The organism is Paenisporosarcina sp. P4_B8 (assembly GCF_056402175.1).
On record NZ_JBFUHX010000004.1, the window covers coordinates 88,220 to 102,476 of the forward strand.

At 41.0% G+C, this 14,257-nt stretch carries 16 protein-coding genes; 15 read left to right on the plus strand and 1 reads right to left on the minus strand.

All coding sequences use genetic code 11. The features are described from left to right. Nucleotides 1-16: 16 nt before the first annotated feature. Nucleotides 17-562 (minus strand): N-acetylmuramoyl-L-alanine amidase, encoded by a 546-nt coding sequence (locus AC1DSK_RS05665; protein WP_477547743.1) that lies wholly within the window; start codon nucleotides 560-562, stop codon nucleotides 17-19. A gap of 247 nt (nucleotides 563-809) precedes the next feature. Between AC1DSK_RS05665 and hprK the strand changes: the two genes are divergently transcribed. The 15 genes from hprK (at nucleotide 810) to trxB (ending at nucleotide 13,934) form a co-directional block, all read left to right on the plus strand. Beyond that, nucleotides 810-1,745 carry an HPr(Ser) kinase/phosphatase gene (gene hprK / locus AC1DSK_RS05670; RefSeq protein WP_477547744.1) on the plus strand — a complete coding sequence of 312 codons (936 nt, stop codon included), beginning with the start codon at nucleotides 810-812 and terminating at the stop codon, nucleotides 1,743-1,745. 27 nt (nucleotides 1,746-1,772) lie between these two features. Continuing rightward, on the plus strand, nucleotides 1,773-2,585 hold the full coding sequence (lgt, locus tag AC1DSK_RS05675; protein WP_477531402.1) for a prolipoprotein diacylglyceryl transferase: 813 nt from the start codon (nucleotides 1,773-1,775) through the stop codon (nucleotides 2,583-2,585). Nucleotides 2,586-2,602: 17 nt separating this feature from the next. Continuing rightward, entirely contained in the window at nucleotides 2,603-3,541 is a 939-nt protein-coding gene (locus AC1DSK_RS05680) for a nucleoside recognition domain-containing protein (RefSeq protein ID WP_477547745.1), read from the plus strand. Next, nucleotides 3,538-4,194 carry a pyrophosphatase PpaX gene (ppaX, locus tag AC1DSK_RS05685; protein WP_477547746.1) on the plus strand — a complete coding sequence of 219 codons (657 nt, stop codon included), beginning with the start codon at nucleotides 3,538-3,540 and terminating at the stop codon, nucleotides 4,192-4,194. The genes AC1DSK_RS05680 and ppaX overlap by 4 nt, the downstream gene beginning before the upstream one ends. Further along, on the plus strand, nucleotides 4,191-4,700 hold the full coding sequence (locus tag AC1DSK_RS05690; RefSeq protein ID WP_477547747.1) for an acyltransferase: 510 nt from the start codon (nucleotides 4,191-4,193) through the stop codon (nucleotides 4,698-4,700). The genes ppaX and AC1DSK_RS05690 overlap by 4 nt, the downstream gene beginning before the upstream one ends. A gap of 153 nt (nucleotides 4,701-4,853) precedes the next feature. Then, nucleotides 4,854-6,038 (plus strand): ATP phosphoribosyltransferase regulatory subunit, encoded by a 1,185-nt coding sequence (locus AC1DSK_RS05695; protein WP_477547748.1) that lies wholly within the window; start codon nucleotides 4,854-4,856, stop codon nucleotides 6,036-6,038. After that, a complete protein-coding gene (gene hisG, locus AC1DSK_RS05700) occupies nucleotides 6,031-6,654 on the plus strand; it encodes an ATP phosphoribosyltransferase (RefSeq protein ID WP_477531406.1) in 624 nt (207 codons plus the stop codon). Before AC1DSK_RS05695 ends, hisG begins: the two co-directional genes overlap by 8 nt. Nucleotides 6,655-6,666: 12 nt before the next feature. Then, nucleotides 6,667-7,953: a histidinol dehydrogenase gene (gene hisD, locus AC1DSK_RS05705; RefSeq protein WP_477547749.1), complete on the plus strand. Its 1,287-nt coding sequence runs from the start codon at nucleotides 6,667-6,669 to the stop codon at nucleotides 7,951-7,953. Further along, nucleotides 7,950-8,540: an imidazoleglycerol-phosphate dehydratase HisB gene (gene hisB, locus AC1DSK_RS05710; RefSeq protein WP_477547750.1), complete on the plus strand. Its 591-nt coding sequence runs from the start codon at nucleotides 7,950-7,952 to the stop codon at nucleotides 8,538-8,540. Before hisD ends, hisB begins: the two co-directional genes overlap by 4 nt. Next, nucleotides 8,537-9,190 carry an imidazole glycerol phosphate synthase subunit HisH gene (hisH, locus tag AC1DSK_RS05715; protein ID WP_477547751.1) on the plus strand — a complete coding sequence of 218 codons (654 nt, stop codon included), beginning with the start codon at nucleotides 8,537-8,539 and terminating at the stop codon, nucleotides 9,188-9,190. Before hisB ends, hisH begins: the two co-directional genes overlap by 4 nt. Beyond that, entirely contained in the window at nucleotides 9,187-9,930 is a 744-nt protein-coding gene (hisA, locus tag AC1DSK_RS05720; RefSeq protein ID WP_477547752.1) for a 1-(5-phosphoribosyl)-5-[(5-phosphoribosylamino)methylideneamino]imidazole-4-carboxamide isomerase, read from the plus strand. The genes hisH and hisA overlap by 4 nt, the downstream gene beginning before the upstream one ends. Further along, nucleotides 9,924-10,682, plus strand: coding sequence for an imidazole glycerol phosphate synthase subunit HisF (gene hisF, locus AC1DSK_RS05725; protein WP_477547753.1), 759 nt, complete (start codon nucleotides 9,924-9,926; stop codon nucleotides 10,680-10,682). The genes hisA and hisF overlap by 7 nt, the downstream gene beginning before the upstream one ends. After that, nucleotides 10,679-11,314, plus strand: a complete 636-nt coding sequence (gene hisIE / locus AC1DSK_RS05730; protein ID WP_477547754.1) for a bifunctional phosphoribosyl-AMP cyclohydrolase/phosphoribosyl-ATP diphosphatase HisIE — start codon at nucleotides 10,679-10,681, stop codon at nucleotides 11,312-11,314. Before hisF ends, hisIE begins: the two co-directional genes overlap by 4 nt. 73 nt (nucleotides 11,315-11,387) lie before the next feature. Continuing rightward, a complete protein-coding gene (locus AC1DSK_RS05735; protein ID WP_477547755.1) occupies nucleotides 11,388-12,914 on the plus strand; it encodes a tetratricopeptide repeat protein in 1,527 nt (508 codons plus the stop codon). A 69-nt stretch (nucleotides 12,915-12,983) separates the two neighbouring features. Continuing rightward, the gene (trxB, locus tag AC1DSK_RS05740) at nucleotides 12,984-13,934 is read left to right on the plus strand and encodes a thioredoxin-disulfide reductase (protein WP_016429090.1); all 951 of its coding nucleotides are present in this window, start codon (nucleotides 12,984-12,986) and stop codon (nucleotides 13,932-13,934) included. The last annotated feature ends 323 nt before the right edge of the window (nucleotides 13,935-14,257 follow it).

Sequence of the window (14,257 nt, forward strand, 5' to 3'; positions counted from 1 at the left end):
GGGATTTTTTTATTCCTTATTTTAATGAACACAGTATACCGAAAACGATGGCTTGTGCACATTGCTGTTGATATTCTAGACTTTTTAACAAGTCTGCTTCTTTTTTATTTGTCATAAATCCACATTCCACTAATATGGCAGGCATCGTCGTTTCCCTCAGCACGGCAAAGTCTCCTTTTTTAACACCCCGATTTTTTCTATCTGTGCGCATAATCAAAGCTTTCTGCACAAAAGTAGCCATCCTAGTTGAAGTTTCGCTTGGGTTCAAACAAGTATACGTTTCAATGCCTTGAGCTTGGTTCCAATCATTGCCGAAAGCATTCGCATGTATCGATACAAATGCTGAAACTTTCAGTTTGTTCGCTAGAGATATGCGTTCTGAAAGTGCAACATCGCAAGAATTATTATGCGAAAATAGTACGGTAAATCCTTCAGCAGTTAAGAGTTTCTTGACATGTATAGCCGTGGCTTCATTAAAAGTGAATTCCCGTAAGGCCCCATCAGGCGATCGTTTACCTGAAGTTTCTGGACCATGTCCAGCATCGATGATTATCTTCTTCATTCTTCATCCCTCCTACTACTTACATAGGAAAAATGAAAGAAGAGAGATAATTTCGATAGGGATTACCTTCAATTTAGTACAATGAAATTAATGTTGTACTATCAAAATGCTTGTCTAGCTCCAATTGCCATCCCTAACCTTCCAGCGCAGGTGTACAGCAAAACGGCACTTTGCGCTTTTCTCAAAGTGCATGCTAAAATAAAGGACATGACGGATAATTCGCATTTCGAAGAAAGCAGGTGATATTTTGGTACAAGTGACAACAAAAGATGTAATGGAAATGTTCGATTTAACACTAGTCAGTGGCCAGGAAGGCATCGGCAGGCATATTGCCATCAGCGATATCTCAAGACCAGGGTTAGAAATGGCCGGTTATTTTACACACTACCCAGCAAACCGTGTCCAACTACTCGGTACGACAGAACTGTCATTTTATGATATGTTGCTGCCTCACGAACGAATAGATCGCATGAAAAAGTTATGCTCACCTGATACACCAGCTATTATTGTTTCACATGGTATGACCGTACCGGAAGAACTGAAGATTGCTTCGAATGAAGAGCACGTACCGGTATTGACTGCAAAAATGGCAACTACGAGGTTCTCCAGTTTGCTGACAAACTTTTTGGAAAGCAAACTCGCACCTACCACTGCAGTACACGGCGTACTCGTTGATATTTATGGGGTAGGCGTTTTGATTACAGGGAAGAGTGGGGTCGGTAAAAGTGAGACCGCTCTAGAACTTGTCAAAAGAGGTCATCGCCTCGTTGCTGACGATTGTGTGGAAATCAGACAAGAAGCCGAAAATACGCTTGTAGGGAATCCACCAAAACTGATTGAGCATTTACTAGAAATCCGTGGACTGGGCATTATTGATATCATGACTTTGTTCGGTGCAAGTGCAATACGCAGCTTCAAACGGATATCTCTAGTAATTGATTTAGAGATTTGGGATGCACAGAAGACGTATGACCGTCTCGGGCTCGAGGAAGAGAAAATGAAAATTATTGATACGGATCTGACGAGACTGACGATTCCCGTTCGACCTGGTCGGAACTTAGCAGTTATTATTGAAGTGGCAGCGATGAACTATCGTTTGAAACGTATGGGAGTCAATGCAGCAGAGGAATTTTCCAATCGTCTGAACGATGTCATTAGTCAAAATGAAGACGCTACATATTAAAAGCAGGAAGTATGGAAGGGGTATAACATGAATTTTTTACTTGGAGCATTTGATCCAATCGCGATTTCTCTTGGACCGATTGATGTACGATGGTACGGCGTCATTATCGCTTTTGGAATTGTTTTGGCATTTCTAGTAGCACAGCGTGAAATGCTGAAACGAGGTTTTCACGAAGAATTCTTAACGGATTTATTGATATGGGCTGTCCCATTGGCAATTCTTGGGGCGCGTCTTTATTACGTAATATTTAAATGGGAGTATTACTCCCAAAATCCCGGTGATATCCTTCAAGTTTGGGAGGGAGGACTTGCCATACATGGAGCATTGATTGCTTCATTCGTTACCGCTTATGTGTTTACGAAAAAACGCAAAGTCTCATTTTTGAAACTGGCGGACGTAGTGGCACCAAGTATCCTAATCGGTCAGACAATAGGACGTTGGGGCAACTTTATGAATCAGGAAGCACACGGAGGACCTGTATCACGTGCTTTCTTAGAGAATATGTTTTTACCAGACTGGATTATCGAACAAATGCGAATTGATGGGACGTATTACCATCCCACTTTCTTATATGAATCTATATGGAATTTCATGGGTGTTGTTATCTTAATATTATTGCGTAGAGTTAATTTACTACGCGGAGAAATGTTCTTGTTTTATCTTATCTGGTATTCTGTGGGACGTTTCTTTATTGAAGGATTGCGGACTGACAGTCTGTATTTACTCGGGGAACTTCGCACGGCACAGGTAGTGTCTCTTATTACAGTTGTTGTTGCACTATTGATTGTTGTTTACCGTCGTATGACCATTAAAGATCCTGTGCGTTATAAAGACGCATAAATAAGGAAGTATCATACATGACTACAATAAAAAATGGACTGCTGGCGGGTCTTAAAACAACCTGGACGCTTAGCAAAATCATATTTCCAATTACATTGTTGCTGGTTATTTTGCAGTACACACCAGTTCTTCCGTGGATTATTGACTTCGTTTCTCCCATCATGGGTATATTCGGATTGCGCGGCGATGCAGCGATTCCGCTAGTATTAGGAAACGCGCTCAATTTGTATGCAGGGATTGCCGGAATACTTTCACTCGAATTGACTGTGAAAGAAGTCTTTATTCTGGCAGTCATGTTGTCATTCTCCCATAATATTTTTATTGAAACGGGAGTGGCATTAAAGGTTGGCGTAAAATTGTGGGTAGTTTTACTCGTAAGATTTGGTCTTGCAGCTATATCGGCAATCGTCATAAACCTGGTGTGGTCTGGTGGTTCGCAAGTCGCTCAATATGGGATGGCACCAAAAATGGCTACCATGCCTGAAGGGTGGCTTGAAATCGTCTTACTCGGACTGCAAAAAGCAAGTTATGGGGTACTGCAACTCGCCCTGGTCGTCATTCCATTAATGGTTGTCATTCAATATTTGAAAGACAAACAATATTTGCAGAAGTTTTCACAAAAAATCGCACCTTTTACAAAGTTGCTCGGAATTAAACCAAATGCTTCGATGACACTGGTATCTGGATTGGTTATTGGGTTGGCATTTGGTGCAGGCGTAATGATTCAGGCAGTACAAGAGGACGGGGTCAGCAAGAAAGATGCAACGCTGGTATTTATCTTTTTAGTCGCCTGTCACGCAGTTGTAGAAGATACGCTTATCTTTATTCCTCTTGGAATACCGATTTGGCCATTATTTTTACTAAGGCTCGGCATCGCTTTTGTATTGACGATTGTGGTCGCATCAATTTGGAAAAGAGCTGAGCAAACGAAAAGAAAGGAAGTACTTACATCATGAAATCTCAACCAATAACAACGCTTCTTTTTGATTTTGATGGTACATTGCTGGATACGAATGAGCTCATCATTCAAACGTTTTTAAGTGTTTTGGGTAAAAGATATCCCGGAAGATTTACTAAAGAAGACGTGCTGCATTTTATAGGACCTTCCCTAAAACAGACATTTGATTCGATTGATGAAACGTTGACAGAAGAGCTAATTAAAGAATACCGCGCATGGAATATTGAAATGCACGATCAAATGGCTGTCGAATTTGATGGTGTTACTGATACTCTCCGTATATTAAAAGCTCGAGGCTTTAAGATGGCGATTGTATCAACGAAAAGGCAAGGTATGATTCAGAAGGGATTAACATTAATGGGGATTGAGGACATCTTCGATGTTGTGATTGCACTCGACGACGTGGTTACCCCAAAACCAGACCCTGAACCCATTCTTTTGGCACTTGAGCGTTTGAATGCAACGAAAGAAGAGGCAATAATGATCGGGGACAACTCCCATGATATCGAGGGTGGTCAAAACGCAGGTGTAAGAACAGCTGGTGTTGCATGGACTGCTAAAGGCGAAGCATATTTAGCTACTTTTAACCCAACATATATGTTGCAGCATATAACGGATTTGCTTGAAATCGTGGACGGAACATCTTCATGAGAAGGACGGAACGTTATCCCGTAGAAGGGGCAAACTCGTTGTGGCATATTTACCGAACGGTGCCTTTTTGGAAGGTGATGAAAAATTTTATCGTTATTCAACTGGGCAGATACAGCCCTTCATTGCCACTGAAAAATTTCCTCTACCGACACTTTTTACATATGAAAGTTGGAGAGCAAACTTCATTTGCCTTGATGGTTATGCCTGATGTCATGTTTCCAGAGAGAATTACAATTGGAGAGAATACAATCGTCGGGTACAATACGACGCTTTTAGCCCATGAGTACTTAATTGACGAATATCGTATTGGAGACGTCATTATTGGGAATCGTGTTCTTATAGGAGCGAATTCTACCATTTTACCTGGAGTTACTATTGGTGATGGTGCGATTGTTTCTGCTGCTACTCTTGTTCATAAAGATGTACCAGAAGGCAGTTTTGTCGGGGGGAATCCAATGAAACTCATTTACACTGCTGAAGAAATGGCGACACGTCGCCTTATATAACCAGAAAAGACCTCATGAAGAGAATTCCAATGCTTCATGAGGTCTTTTGTATTGACGCACTCTATTAGTTACGTTAAAATATATTTTATTTCATTGTAGTAGCATGCTAGTGTACTAAAGTAAAATATCCTTATTTTAGGAAGTGATGAAAGAATGACGCCAATTCGAAAATTTGAGAAACCGCTAGGGATGAGAGACTCATTTCCGTTAATAAATGAAAAAAAGGAAAAAGTACGGGATGTCGGCAGAAAATTTTTCAAAGCTCACGGCTTTGATTTTATCAAAACACCTACTGTTGAATATTACGAAACCGTGGGGAAAGCCTCGGCAATTTCAGATTCATCATTGTTTAAATTAGTCGATCGCCAAGGTGAGACACTTGTCTTAAGACCAGATATGACGACACCAATTGTTCGTGTGGCAACATCTAAGCTATTGAAGGAACAAATCCCATTGCGTCTCGCATACTTTGCGAACGTCTTCCGTGCTCAGGAAAATGAAGGCGGAAGACCTGCTGAATTCGAGCAAATGGGCGTGGAGTTAATAGGAGATTCTTCAGTTTTCGCAGATGCAGAAATGATTATAACCGCATCGGATTTTGTACAGGAACTTGGAATTGGTGAATATCATTTAACTGTCGGACATGCAGGGTTATTGCAATCAATTTTAACGCAATTTACCGAATCCAAAGAACAAGTTAAAGAACTGCGTAAATTACTTGTGGAAAAGAACATGGTTGGATTTGAAGAGGCTGTACAATCGTATGGATTATCGAAAGTAGAAGAAGAACGCTTTATTGAATTTATTGGACATGCTTCGAATGTGCAATCCATTCAATCATTACATCCTTTTATCGACCAATCAAATATTCAGCAAGTGAACATGTTTATGTATCTTAGTGACTTGTCCGTATTACTGGAAAATGCAGGTCTTTCAAATCTGGTCACATACGATCTAACACTTACTAGTGAAATGAGTTATTACACTGGGATGTTATTTGAAGTTTTTGCGAGTGGATCAGGTTTTCCGATAGGCAATGGAGGTCGCTATGACGGTTTGTTGCAGGAATTCAATTGTGATGTCGGTGCAACAGGTTTTGGATTGAGAGTAGACAGATTGCTTGAAGTGATGACTACATCGACAACACGTAATCCACATACGTTAATCTTTTTTGATGAAGCTAATTATATGGAAGCAGTCAATGAGGCGAATAAATTTAGAAAGCAAGGGATTCGGACAACCATTCAATATGTTAATGGTGTAGAGGACAGACAGGCTTATCAGGATAACTTTACAGAAGTAGTGTGGTTAACAGAAGGAGATGGAAATAATGAGTGAACTGACAATTGCAATGCCGAAAGGACGAATTTTTGAAGAAGCTTATGTGTTACTTCAAAAAGCGGGTTTTCAGTTGCCGGATGACTTTGAAGAATCACGGAAACTCATTGTTGAAGCTCCTGGTGAAAAGATTCGATTTATTCTTGCGAAACCGATGGATGTACCTGTTTATGTGGAACATGGGGTTGCAGATATAGGAATAGCGGGTAAAGATGTATTACTTGAACAAAAACGAATTGTTCATGAGTTGTTGGATTTAAAAATCAGCGAATGCTATATAGCAACTGCAGGCTTGCCGAATACAGTCATGAATGAGATTGCGCCTCGTGTCGCAACTAAATATCCTGAAATTGCTTCGGCTTTTTACAAAGAAAAAGGGGAGCAAGTTGAAATTATTGGATTAAATGGTTCAATCGAACTGGCACCCATGATTGGGCTGGCCGATCGAATTGTGGATATCGTATCTTCTGGCCGGACATTGAAAGAAAATGGACTTGTTGAATACGAACGCATTGTGGATGTGACATCGAGGTTAATTGCTAATCCCGTCAGTTACCGACTAAAAAGCGAACGCATCCGCGATATGGTGAAGCGACTGAAAGAGTCAATGGAGTAAGGAGGATATTATATGCAAATCGTTTCTTTAACGAAAGATATATCATTAAAACGACCGTTGGAAATGGGCAATGCGGAGCAATTGAACACCGTGAAAATGGTATTGGCCGATGTCAAAAAACGCGGTGACCAAGCAGTCGCGGACTATAGCGAGAAATGGGACGGAATTAAACTAAGTGAATTTAGTGTTTCGATGGATGAAATTCAACACGCACTCGCCAATTTTGATGAAGAACTTAAAAGTGATTTGGAAGAAGCGGCAAAAAATATCCGCCTTTTTCATGAAATGCAAAAACGGTCATCTTATGAAGTTGACGTCAATAATGGTTCATTTATTGGACAACGAGTAAGTCCATTGGATGCAGTTGGTTTGTACGTGCCAGGTGGCTCCGCTGCTTATCCGTCATCGGTATTAATGAATGTCATTCCGGCACAAGTGGCTGGTGTTGAACGAATTGTCATTGTGTCACCTCCAAACGATAAAGGAGCACTACCAGACGCAGTATTGGTTGCGGCTTCGATTTTAGGAATTGAAGAAATTTATAAAATGGGTGGAGCTCAGGCAATCGCCGCTCTTGCATATGGTACTGAATCCATTGCACCTGTAGATAAAATAACAGGTCCAGGTAATGTGTTTGTTGCATTGGCCAAACGGGAAGTATTTGGTGAAGTGGCTATTGATATGATTGCAGGACCGAGTGAAATTGCCATCATCGCAGATGATACTGCATATGCGGACGAAATCGCCGCCGATTTATTATCCCAAGCTGAACATGATCCGATGGCTTGTCCGATTTTACTGACGACGAGCGATGTATTTGCTCAGGAAGTTGCAATAGAAGTGGAGAAACAATTGCGAACGCTCCCACGTGAGAAGATTGCACGTGCCGCTGTTGAAAAGTTCGGGAAAATTTATGTTGCAGAAACAATGCCGGATATTATTAAAGCTGTAAACAAATTGGCACCGGAGCATTTGGAAATCATGACAATCAATCCTCATGAAGTTGCACAACAAGTGCGACATGCAGGTGCGATTTTTATCGGTCGATACAGTTCGGAACCAATTGGTGACTACTTTGCAGGGACCAATCATGTTTTGCCGACAAACAGCACTGCTCGGTTCTCCAGTCCATTATCAGTGGATGATTTTATCAAAAAGACAAGCATCATTTTTTACACGGAAGAAACATGGCAACAACATGCAGATAAAATAGCAAGACTGGCGAGAATGGAAGGGTTAGAAGCCCATGCAAGAGCTGTAGAATCAAGAGGCTGGAAAAAGGGGATGAATCAATCATGACACGCGTAGCAACGATTAATAGAAAAACGAACGAAACACAAGTGAAAGTTACGATGCAACTGGATGGAGAAGGACAGGCCACGATTGATACTGGCGTCCCTTTTATGGATCATATGCTTGATTTATTTGTGAAACATGGATTCTTTAATGCGACCATTCAAGCGTCTGGTGACACACATATTGATGATCATCATACAACTGAAGATATCGGGATTGTACTCGGGCAAGTTGTCAAAGAAGCGTTAGGTGATAAAAAAGGGATACGACGATACGGTAATGCATTTGTGCCAATGGATGATGCACTGGCGCAAGTGATTGTGGATTGTTCAAACCGTCCTCACCTTGAATTCAGAGCGACATTCCCTAAAGAAAAAGTAGGAAATTTCGATACGGAACTTGTCCATGAATTTTTATGGAAATTCACTCTCGAAGCACGGATGAATGTTCATGTAATCCTTCACTATGGCCACAATACACACCACATGATTGAAGCTATATTCAAAGCTTTGGCAAGAGCGCTAGATGAAGCGGTATCCATTGATCCGCGTGTCAAAGGAGTGCCATCCACGAAAGGATTATTAACATGAAAATTGGTGTAATCGATTACGGAATGGGCAATTTGTATAGTGTTGAACAAGCGCTGCTTCGACTAGGTTGTGAAGTTTCCATAACGGCAGATACAAACGTCTTAAATCAAATGGATGGTTATGTTTTACCAGGTGTGGGGGCATTTCCAGATGCCATGAGTCGTCTGCGTGAGTCTGGCTTGGATCAATATATTAAACAAATCGAGAACACCAACAAACCGTTACTTGGCATATGTCTGGGCATGCAGCTTCTATATGAAGATAGTACAGAAAATGGACGGACGGAAGGTTTAGGTATATTAACGGGTCATATTCAGAAATTTGAACAACTGGATGCAGAACAAAAACGTATCCGAATTCCTCATATGGGATGGAATCCATTATCTTTTACACATCAACCAGATTGGCTGAATGGTCTCGATAAAGAAGATTCAACTCATGTCTACTTTGTTCATTCCTATTTGGCACAAAATACAATGCAAAAAGAAGTACTGGCAAGCAGTACATATGCAGGTCAGTTTGTTCCTGGACTTGTCCAGAAAGACTCAATAACTGGTATGCAGTTTCACCCTGAAAAGTCTGGACCGTTCGGAAAATACTTGTTGAAAAAATGGGTCGGTCAAGTAAAAGAAAGGAGTGAACAAAGATGAAAGTGATTGAATTATACCCTGCAATTGATATGCGTGGAGGCAAATGTGTGCGCTTATTTAAAGGGGATTATAATCAAGAGACGGTTTATGCGGAATCTCCTTTTGAAATGGCAAAAACGTTTGCATGCTCAGGAGCAAAGTGGATTCACATGGTAGATTTGGACGGCGCGAAAGATGGGAAACGAATTCACGATAAAGATGTAATCCGTGCGGCTACTGAGCTTGGTGTGAATGTGCAAATTGGCGGAGGAATACGCACTGAAGAAGATGTGAAATATTATCTGGATAATGGTGTGGCACGAGTCATCATCGGAAGCTTGGCTATTCAGCAACCAGAGCTAGCGGTCTCGATGATCCAAAAGTTCGGTGCAGAGAAAATAGTTATAGGGCTTGACGCAAAAGATGGCATGGTTGCTACACATGGATGGTTGGAAACTTCCTCAAAATCCGCGATTGAAGTAGGGCAATATTTTGCAACTCATGGTACGAAAACCTTTATTTTTACGGATATCGCAACGGACGGAACATTAAGTGGACCTAATATTCTTGCGAATGAACTTCTTGCCGAAGCTACGGGAGCAGAAGTGATTGTTTCTGGGGGCATTAGTTCACTTTCAGACGTGAAGCGAGTTGCACAAGCAGCCGCAGGTTCAAAAATCGGTGGCGTGATTATTGGTAAAGCACTTTATGAAAATCGCTTCACGTTACCGGAAGCATTGCGTGAGGTGGCTTCATGTTAACAAAACGAATTATTCCATGTTTGGATGTCAAAGAAGGACGAGTGGTAAAAGGGGTTCAATTTGTTTCATTACGAGATGCAGGAGATCCGGTCGAACTTGCAAAATTTTATGATGAGCAAGGGGCAGATGAGTTAGTATTTTTGGATATATCGGCTTCGCATGAAGGAAAAGAGACGATGATTGATGTCGTACGTCAAACTGCTGTTGAACTGGCTATTCCTTTTACCGTTGGAGGCGGAATCCGAACACTGGATGATATGAAAAACATGCTGCGGGCGGGTGCAGATAAAATATCCGTCAATACATCTGCACTTGAACGTCCGGCATTGATTGCTGAAGGTGCGGCATATTTCGGTTCACAATGCATTGTCGTTGCTATTGATGCAAAATGGTCAGAGAATGACGGGACGTGGATGGTCTATACGCATGGTGGTCGACGGCTTACACAATGGACAGCAGTTAAATGGGCACAAGAAGCCACGCGATTAGGTGCAGGAGAAATACTCCTAACGTCCATGAACAAAGATGGTGAAAAAAGTGGTTTTGATTTGGCGTTAACGAAAGCGGTTCGGGAGGCTGTCAATGTTCCGGTTATCGCAAGTGGTGGGGCAGGAAATGCCCAACACTTTTATGATGTATTCAATGAAGTGGATGTAGATGCGGCATTGGCTGCTTCCATTTTTCATTATAAAGAGACCAGTGTAGCAGAAGTGAAAAGTGTACTACGAGAGAAGGGAGTGTCAGTCAGATGACAAAAAACGTAATGGAAACCATTCAATTTGATGAGCAAGGACTGATACCGGTTGTTGTTCAACATGCACAAACAAAAGAAGTGTTGACGGTCGCTTATATGAATCGTCAATCAATGGAAAAAACAATTGAAACGAAAGAAACATGGTTCTTCAGTCGTTCGAGACAAGAACTATGGCATAAAGGTGCAACGAGTGGTAACACGCAACAAGTAGTAGCCATCCGAACAGACTGTGATGAAGATGCATTAGTGGTGGAAGTGTTGCCAAAAGGCCCTGCTTGTCATACGGGTGAAGCCACTTGTTTTCATAAAGACATCCTCTCTCCAGGACAAACTGTCGGCAGTTTCGGGATTTTGGCAGATTTGGTACAAGTCATCCAACAACGTGAAAAATCTATGCCAGAAGGTGCCTATACGACCTACTTATTTGAAAAAGGCGTGGACAAAATCGGCAAGAAAATCGGGGAAGAAGCGACAGAAGTCGTAATTGCCGCAAAAAACCGTGATGCCGAAGAATTGCAATGGGAAGCTGCTGACTTGCTCTATCACTTATTAGTCTTGCTTCAAGAACAAAAAGTGAATTTGTATGATGTGTTGGAAGTTTTACAGAAACGACATGAGAGTAAATCATAAGCCAATGTGCTATAATAGAGAGATACTGAAAAGGGACCTGTTGTGTTCCTTTTTATTTTTTCGGAGGCATTAATTGGAGAAAAAACACAAACAACTCGCGAATGAAAACATCGTCTCGTTTATTCCTACAGGCGAATATTATTATCAAAAAGCGTTAGTAGCTCTGAATCGTGAGCATTTTGAAAAAGCGCATAAATATTTGAGACGTGCAGCGGAACTGAGTCCTGATGATCCGCTTATTTTAATGCAATACGCAATTGTGGAAATGGAAGTGGAAAAATACGACCATGCCCTTGAATTATTGCAAAGTGCGTACAGTCTTGATCCAAATGAAAGTGAAATTGTTTTCTTCTTGGCCGAAGTCAACGCTCATCTCGGTTTTCTTTCGGATGCCCATAAGTATGCCAAACAGTATATTGAATTGGATATGACGGGAGCTTACGCTGAGGAAGCAATGGAGATCATTGATTTCTCGGAACAAGAAGATTGGCCGTTATTTGAAGATGATAATTTCGGAAGCGAAATTTTAGTCATTCAAGAAAAAGCAAGACGGATGATGGAACAAGGAAACTTTGAAAAGGCAATTGAAGTTTTGGAGAATTTGATTGAAGAAAATCCGGATTTTTGGGCTGCATTCAACAATTTGGCGCTCGCTTATTTTTATATCGGCGAAGTCGATCAAGCAAAAGCTTTATTACATAAAGTGTTGGAAGAAAACACAGGAAATTTACATGCATTGTGTAATTTAGCAGTCGTTCATTATTACGAAAAAAATGAGCAGGAACTCTCTTATCTTTTGAATTTACTCGGGAAAATCCAACCGTATATGCTGGAACACCGCTACAAGCTGGGTGCAACTTTTGCTTTGGTTGGTAAATATGAAGATGCGTATAAATGGTTACGTTCACTTCAAAAACGCGGATACGAGGGCGACCCTGGCTTTTATTTCTGGTTGTCACATTCCGCATACTTTTCGGGACATGAAAAAGAAGCTCGTCAATACTGGAAACAACTGATTCAAATTGATCCCGAAAAACACGGACTGGAACCTTGGGCTGGCCAAAAAGAAGGCGAATCTTTAGATGGCATGGAGCACAATCGTGATTTTATTGTAGAAAAGCTTGAAAATGCGTATCGCAGTGAGCGAATGTTCGGTTTGTTTTTGTTGGGTAAGACCGCACATAAACAAGAAATTATCGCTCATCCTGAATGGGTAAATGTAGAAACGTACTCTACGATGGAAAAATGGTTGTTGGCCCATGCCCTTGGGCACGAATTTGAAACTAGTCGACTTGCTGAACGTTCTTTTTTACGAGCGGTCGAAGCAACAGAAGTGCTGTATCGGAAAAATCACCCTTTAACAATTGACGGATCATTCCTCTTTCAAATGTGGTTTGTGTTAATTGAGCGTGGTATTGATAAAGGTTATGCCTTTAAAAACCCTAAGGCTTTAGCGGCCGCTGCGGATTATATGTTCCAATCATCACGTTCACAAGGCATTACAAAAAAAGCACTTGCGGAACGCTATGAGATTACCACACCAACCATCACAAAATATGTAAATGAACTTATTCAATTTTTACCGCTTTTTGATACTTAAGCAAAAAAGTTGAATGACTTGCATGAATCTTATACGATTTGTGATAGAAGGGTTTAGGAGGTATTTTTAATGACTGAAGAAAAAATTTATGATGTTGTGATTATCGGGGCTGGTCCTGCAGGTATGACAGCAGCTGTATATACATCACGAGGAAATTTATCGACTTTAATGATTGAACGTGGCATTCCAGGTGGCCAAATGGCAAATACTGAGGAAGTTGAAAACTATCCCGGTTTCGAACATATTTTAGGACCGGAACTTTCAACGAAAATGTTTGAACATGCCAAAAAATTCGGTGCGGAGTACGCATACGGAGATGTACAGGAAATCACTGATGGTGAAGCATTCAAGACAATTAAAGCGGGTGGGAAAGAATATAAAGCCCGTTCAATCATCATCACAACTGGTGCTGAATATAAGAAAATGGGAATTCCAGGCGAAACTGAACTGGGTGGACGTGGAGTAAGTTACTGTGCGGTCTGCGATGGCGCATTCTTTAGAAATAAAGAATTAGTCGTTGTAGGAGGCGGAGATTCTGCTGTGGAAGAAGGCGTGTATTTAACACGTTTTGCTAGCAAAGTAACGATTGTTCACCGTCGTGATGAACTTCGTGCACAAAAAATCCTGCAAGAACGTGCGTTTGCGAATGAAAAAATCGACTTCATCTGGAACCATACTGTGAAATCGATTAACGATGAAAATGGCAAAGTCGGAAGCGTGACATTGGCATCAACAGTAGATGATTCGGAACAGGAATTTAAAGCGAACGGTGTATTTATTTACATCGGAATGCTTCCATTGACAAAACCATTTGCTCAATTAGGTATCCTGAACGAAATGGGTTATATCTTAACAAACGAACAAATGGAAACGAGCATCCCTGGTATCTTTGCTGCTGGAGATGTCCGTGAAAAAACGTTGCGTCAAATTGTAACGGCAACAGGTGATGGCAGTATCGCTGCACAGGCGGCACAGCATTATATCGAAGAATTACACGAAAAATTAAGCATTAAGGCTTAATTTTAATCATTCTTTAATCCATCTGTAATACCCTTGCAACAATAAAGGTGTATATTAAGGATAGTAAATTGACCCCCTTTTTATAGCAACATTTTGAAAGGCTGTTTCTCGGTGCAAATCGATGAAACAGCCTCTTTTTTTGCCGTTTGGAAAGGTGTTTGAAAGTGTATGGACAGAAAGTGCTTCGAACTGGACAGAAAATCAAGTTAACCGGTCAGAAAACGTCTTTGAGTGGTCAATAACGGTTCTGAATGGTCATATATTCAATAACAATGGTCAAAACTCTTGAAAACAACTTGCCATGATGTCATTCCGGTCACTAG

What these genes read in the sequence shown, in the direction of transcription:
- AC1DSK_RS05665 (WP_477547743.1), bottom strand. Translation starts at nt 562, where the DNA reads ATGAAGAAGATAATCATCGATGCTGGACATGGTCCAGAAACTTCAGGT.
- AC1DSK_RS05680 (WP_477547745.1), top strand. Translation starts at nt 2,603, where the DNA reads ATGACTACAATAAAAAATGGACTGCTGGCGGGTCTTAAAACAACCTGG.
- lgt (WP_477531402.1), top strand. Translation starts at nt 1,773, where the DNA reads ATGAATTTTTTACTTGGAGCATTTGATCCAATCGCGATTTCTCTTGGA.
- AC1DSK_RS05690 (WP_477547747.1), top strand. Translation starts at nt 4,191, where the DNA reads ATGAGAAGGACGGAACGTTATCCCGTAGAAGGGGCAAACTCGTTGTGG.
- hisB (WP_477547750.1), top strand. Translation starts at nt 7,950, where the DNA reads ATGACACGCGTAGCAACGATTAATAGAAAAACGAACGAAACACAAGTG.
- hisA (WP_477547752.1), top strand. Translation starts at nt 9,187, where the DNA reads ATGAAAGTGATTGAATTATACCCTGCAATTGATATGCGTGGAGGCAAA.
- trxB (WP_016429090.1), top strand. Translation starts at nt 12,984, where the DNA reads ATGACTGAAGAAAAAATTTATGATGTTGTGATTATCGGGGCTGGTCCT.
- hisF (WP_477547753.1), top strand. Translation starts at nt 9,924, where the DNA reads ATGTTAACAAAACGAATTATTCCATGTTTGGATGTCAAAGAAGGACGA.
- AC1DSK_RS05695 (WP_477547748.1), top strand. Translation starts at nt 4,854, where the DNA reads ATGACGCCAATTCGAAAATTTGAGAAACCGCTAGGGATGAGAGACTCA.
- hisG (WP_477531406.1), top strand. Translation starts at nt 6,031, where the DNA reads ATGAGTGAACTGACAATTGCAATGCCGAAAGGACGAATTTTTGAAGAA.
- hisH (WP_477547751.1), top strand. Translation starts at nt 8,537, where the DNA reads ATGAAAATTGGTGTAATCGATTACGGAATGGGCAATTTGTATAGTGTT.
- ppaX (WP_477547746.1), top strand. Translation starts at nt 3,538, where the DNA reads ATGAAATCTCAACCAATAACAACGCTTCTTTTTGATTTTGATGGTACA.
- hisIE (WP_477547754.1), top strand. Translation starts at nt 10,679, where the DNA reads ATGACAAAAAACGTAATGGAAACCATTCAATTTGATGAGCAAGGACTG.
- hisD (WP_477547749.1), top strand. Translation starts at nt 6,667, where the DNA reads ATGCAAATCGTTTCTTTAACGAAAGATATATCATTAAAACGACCGTTG.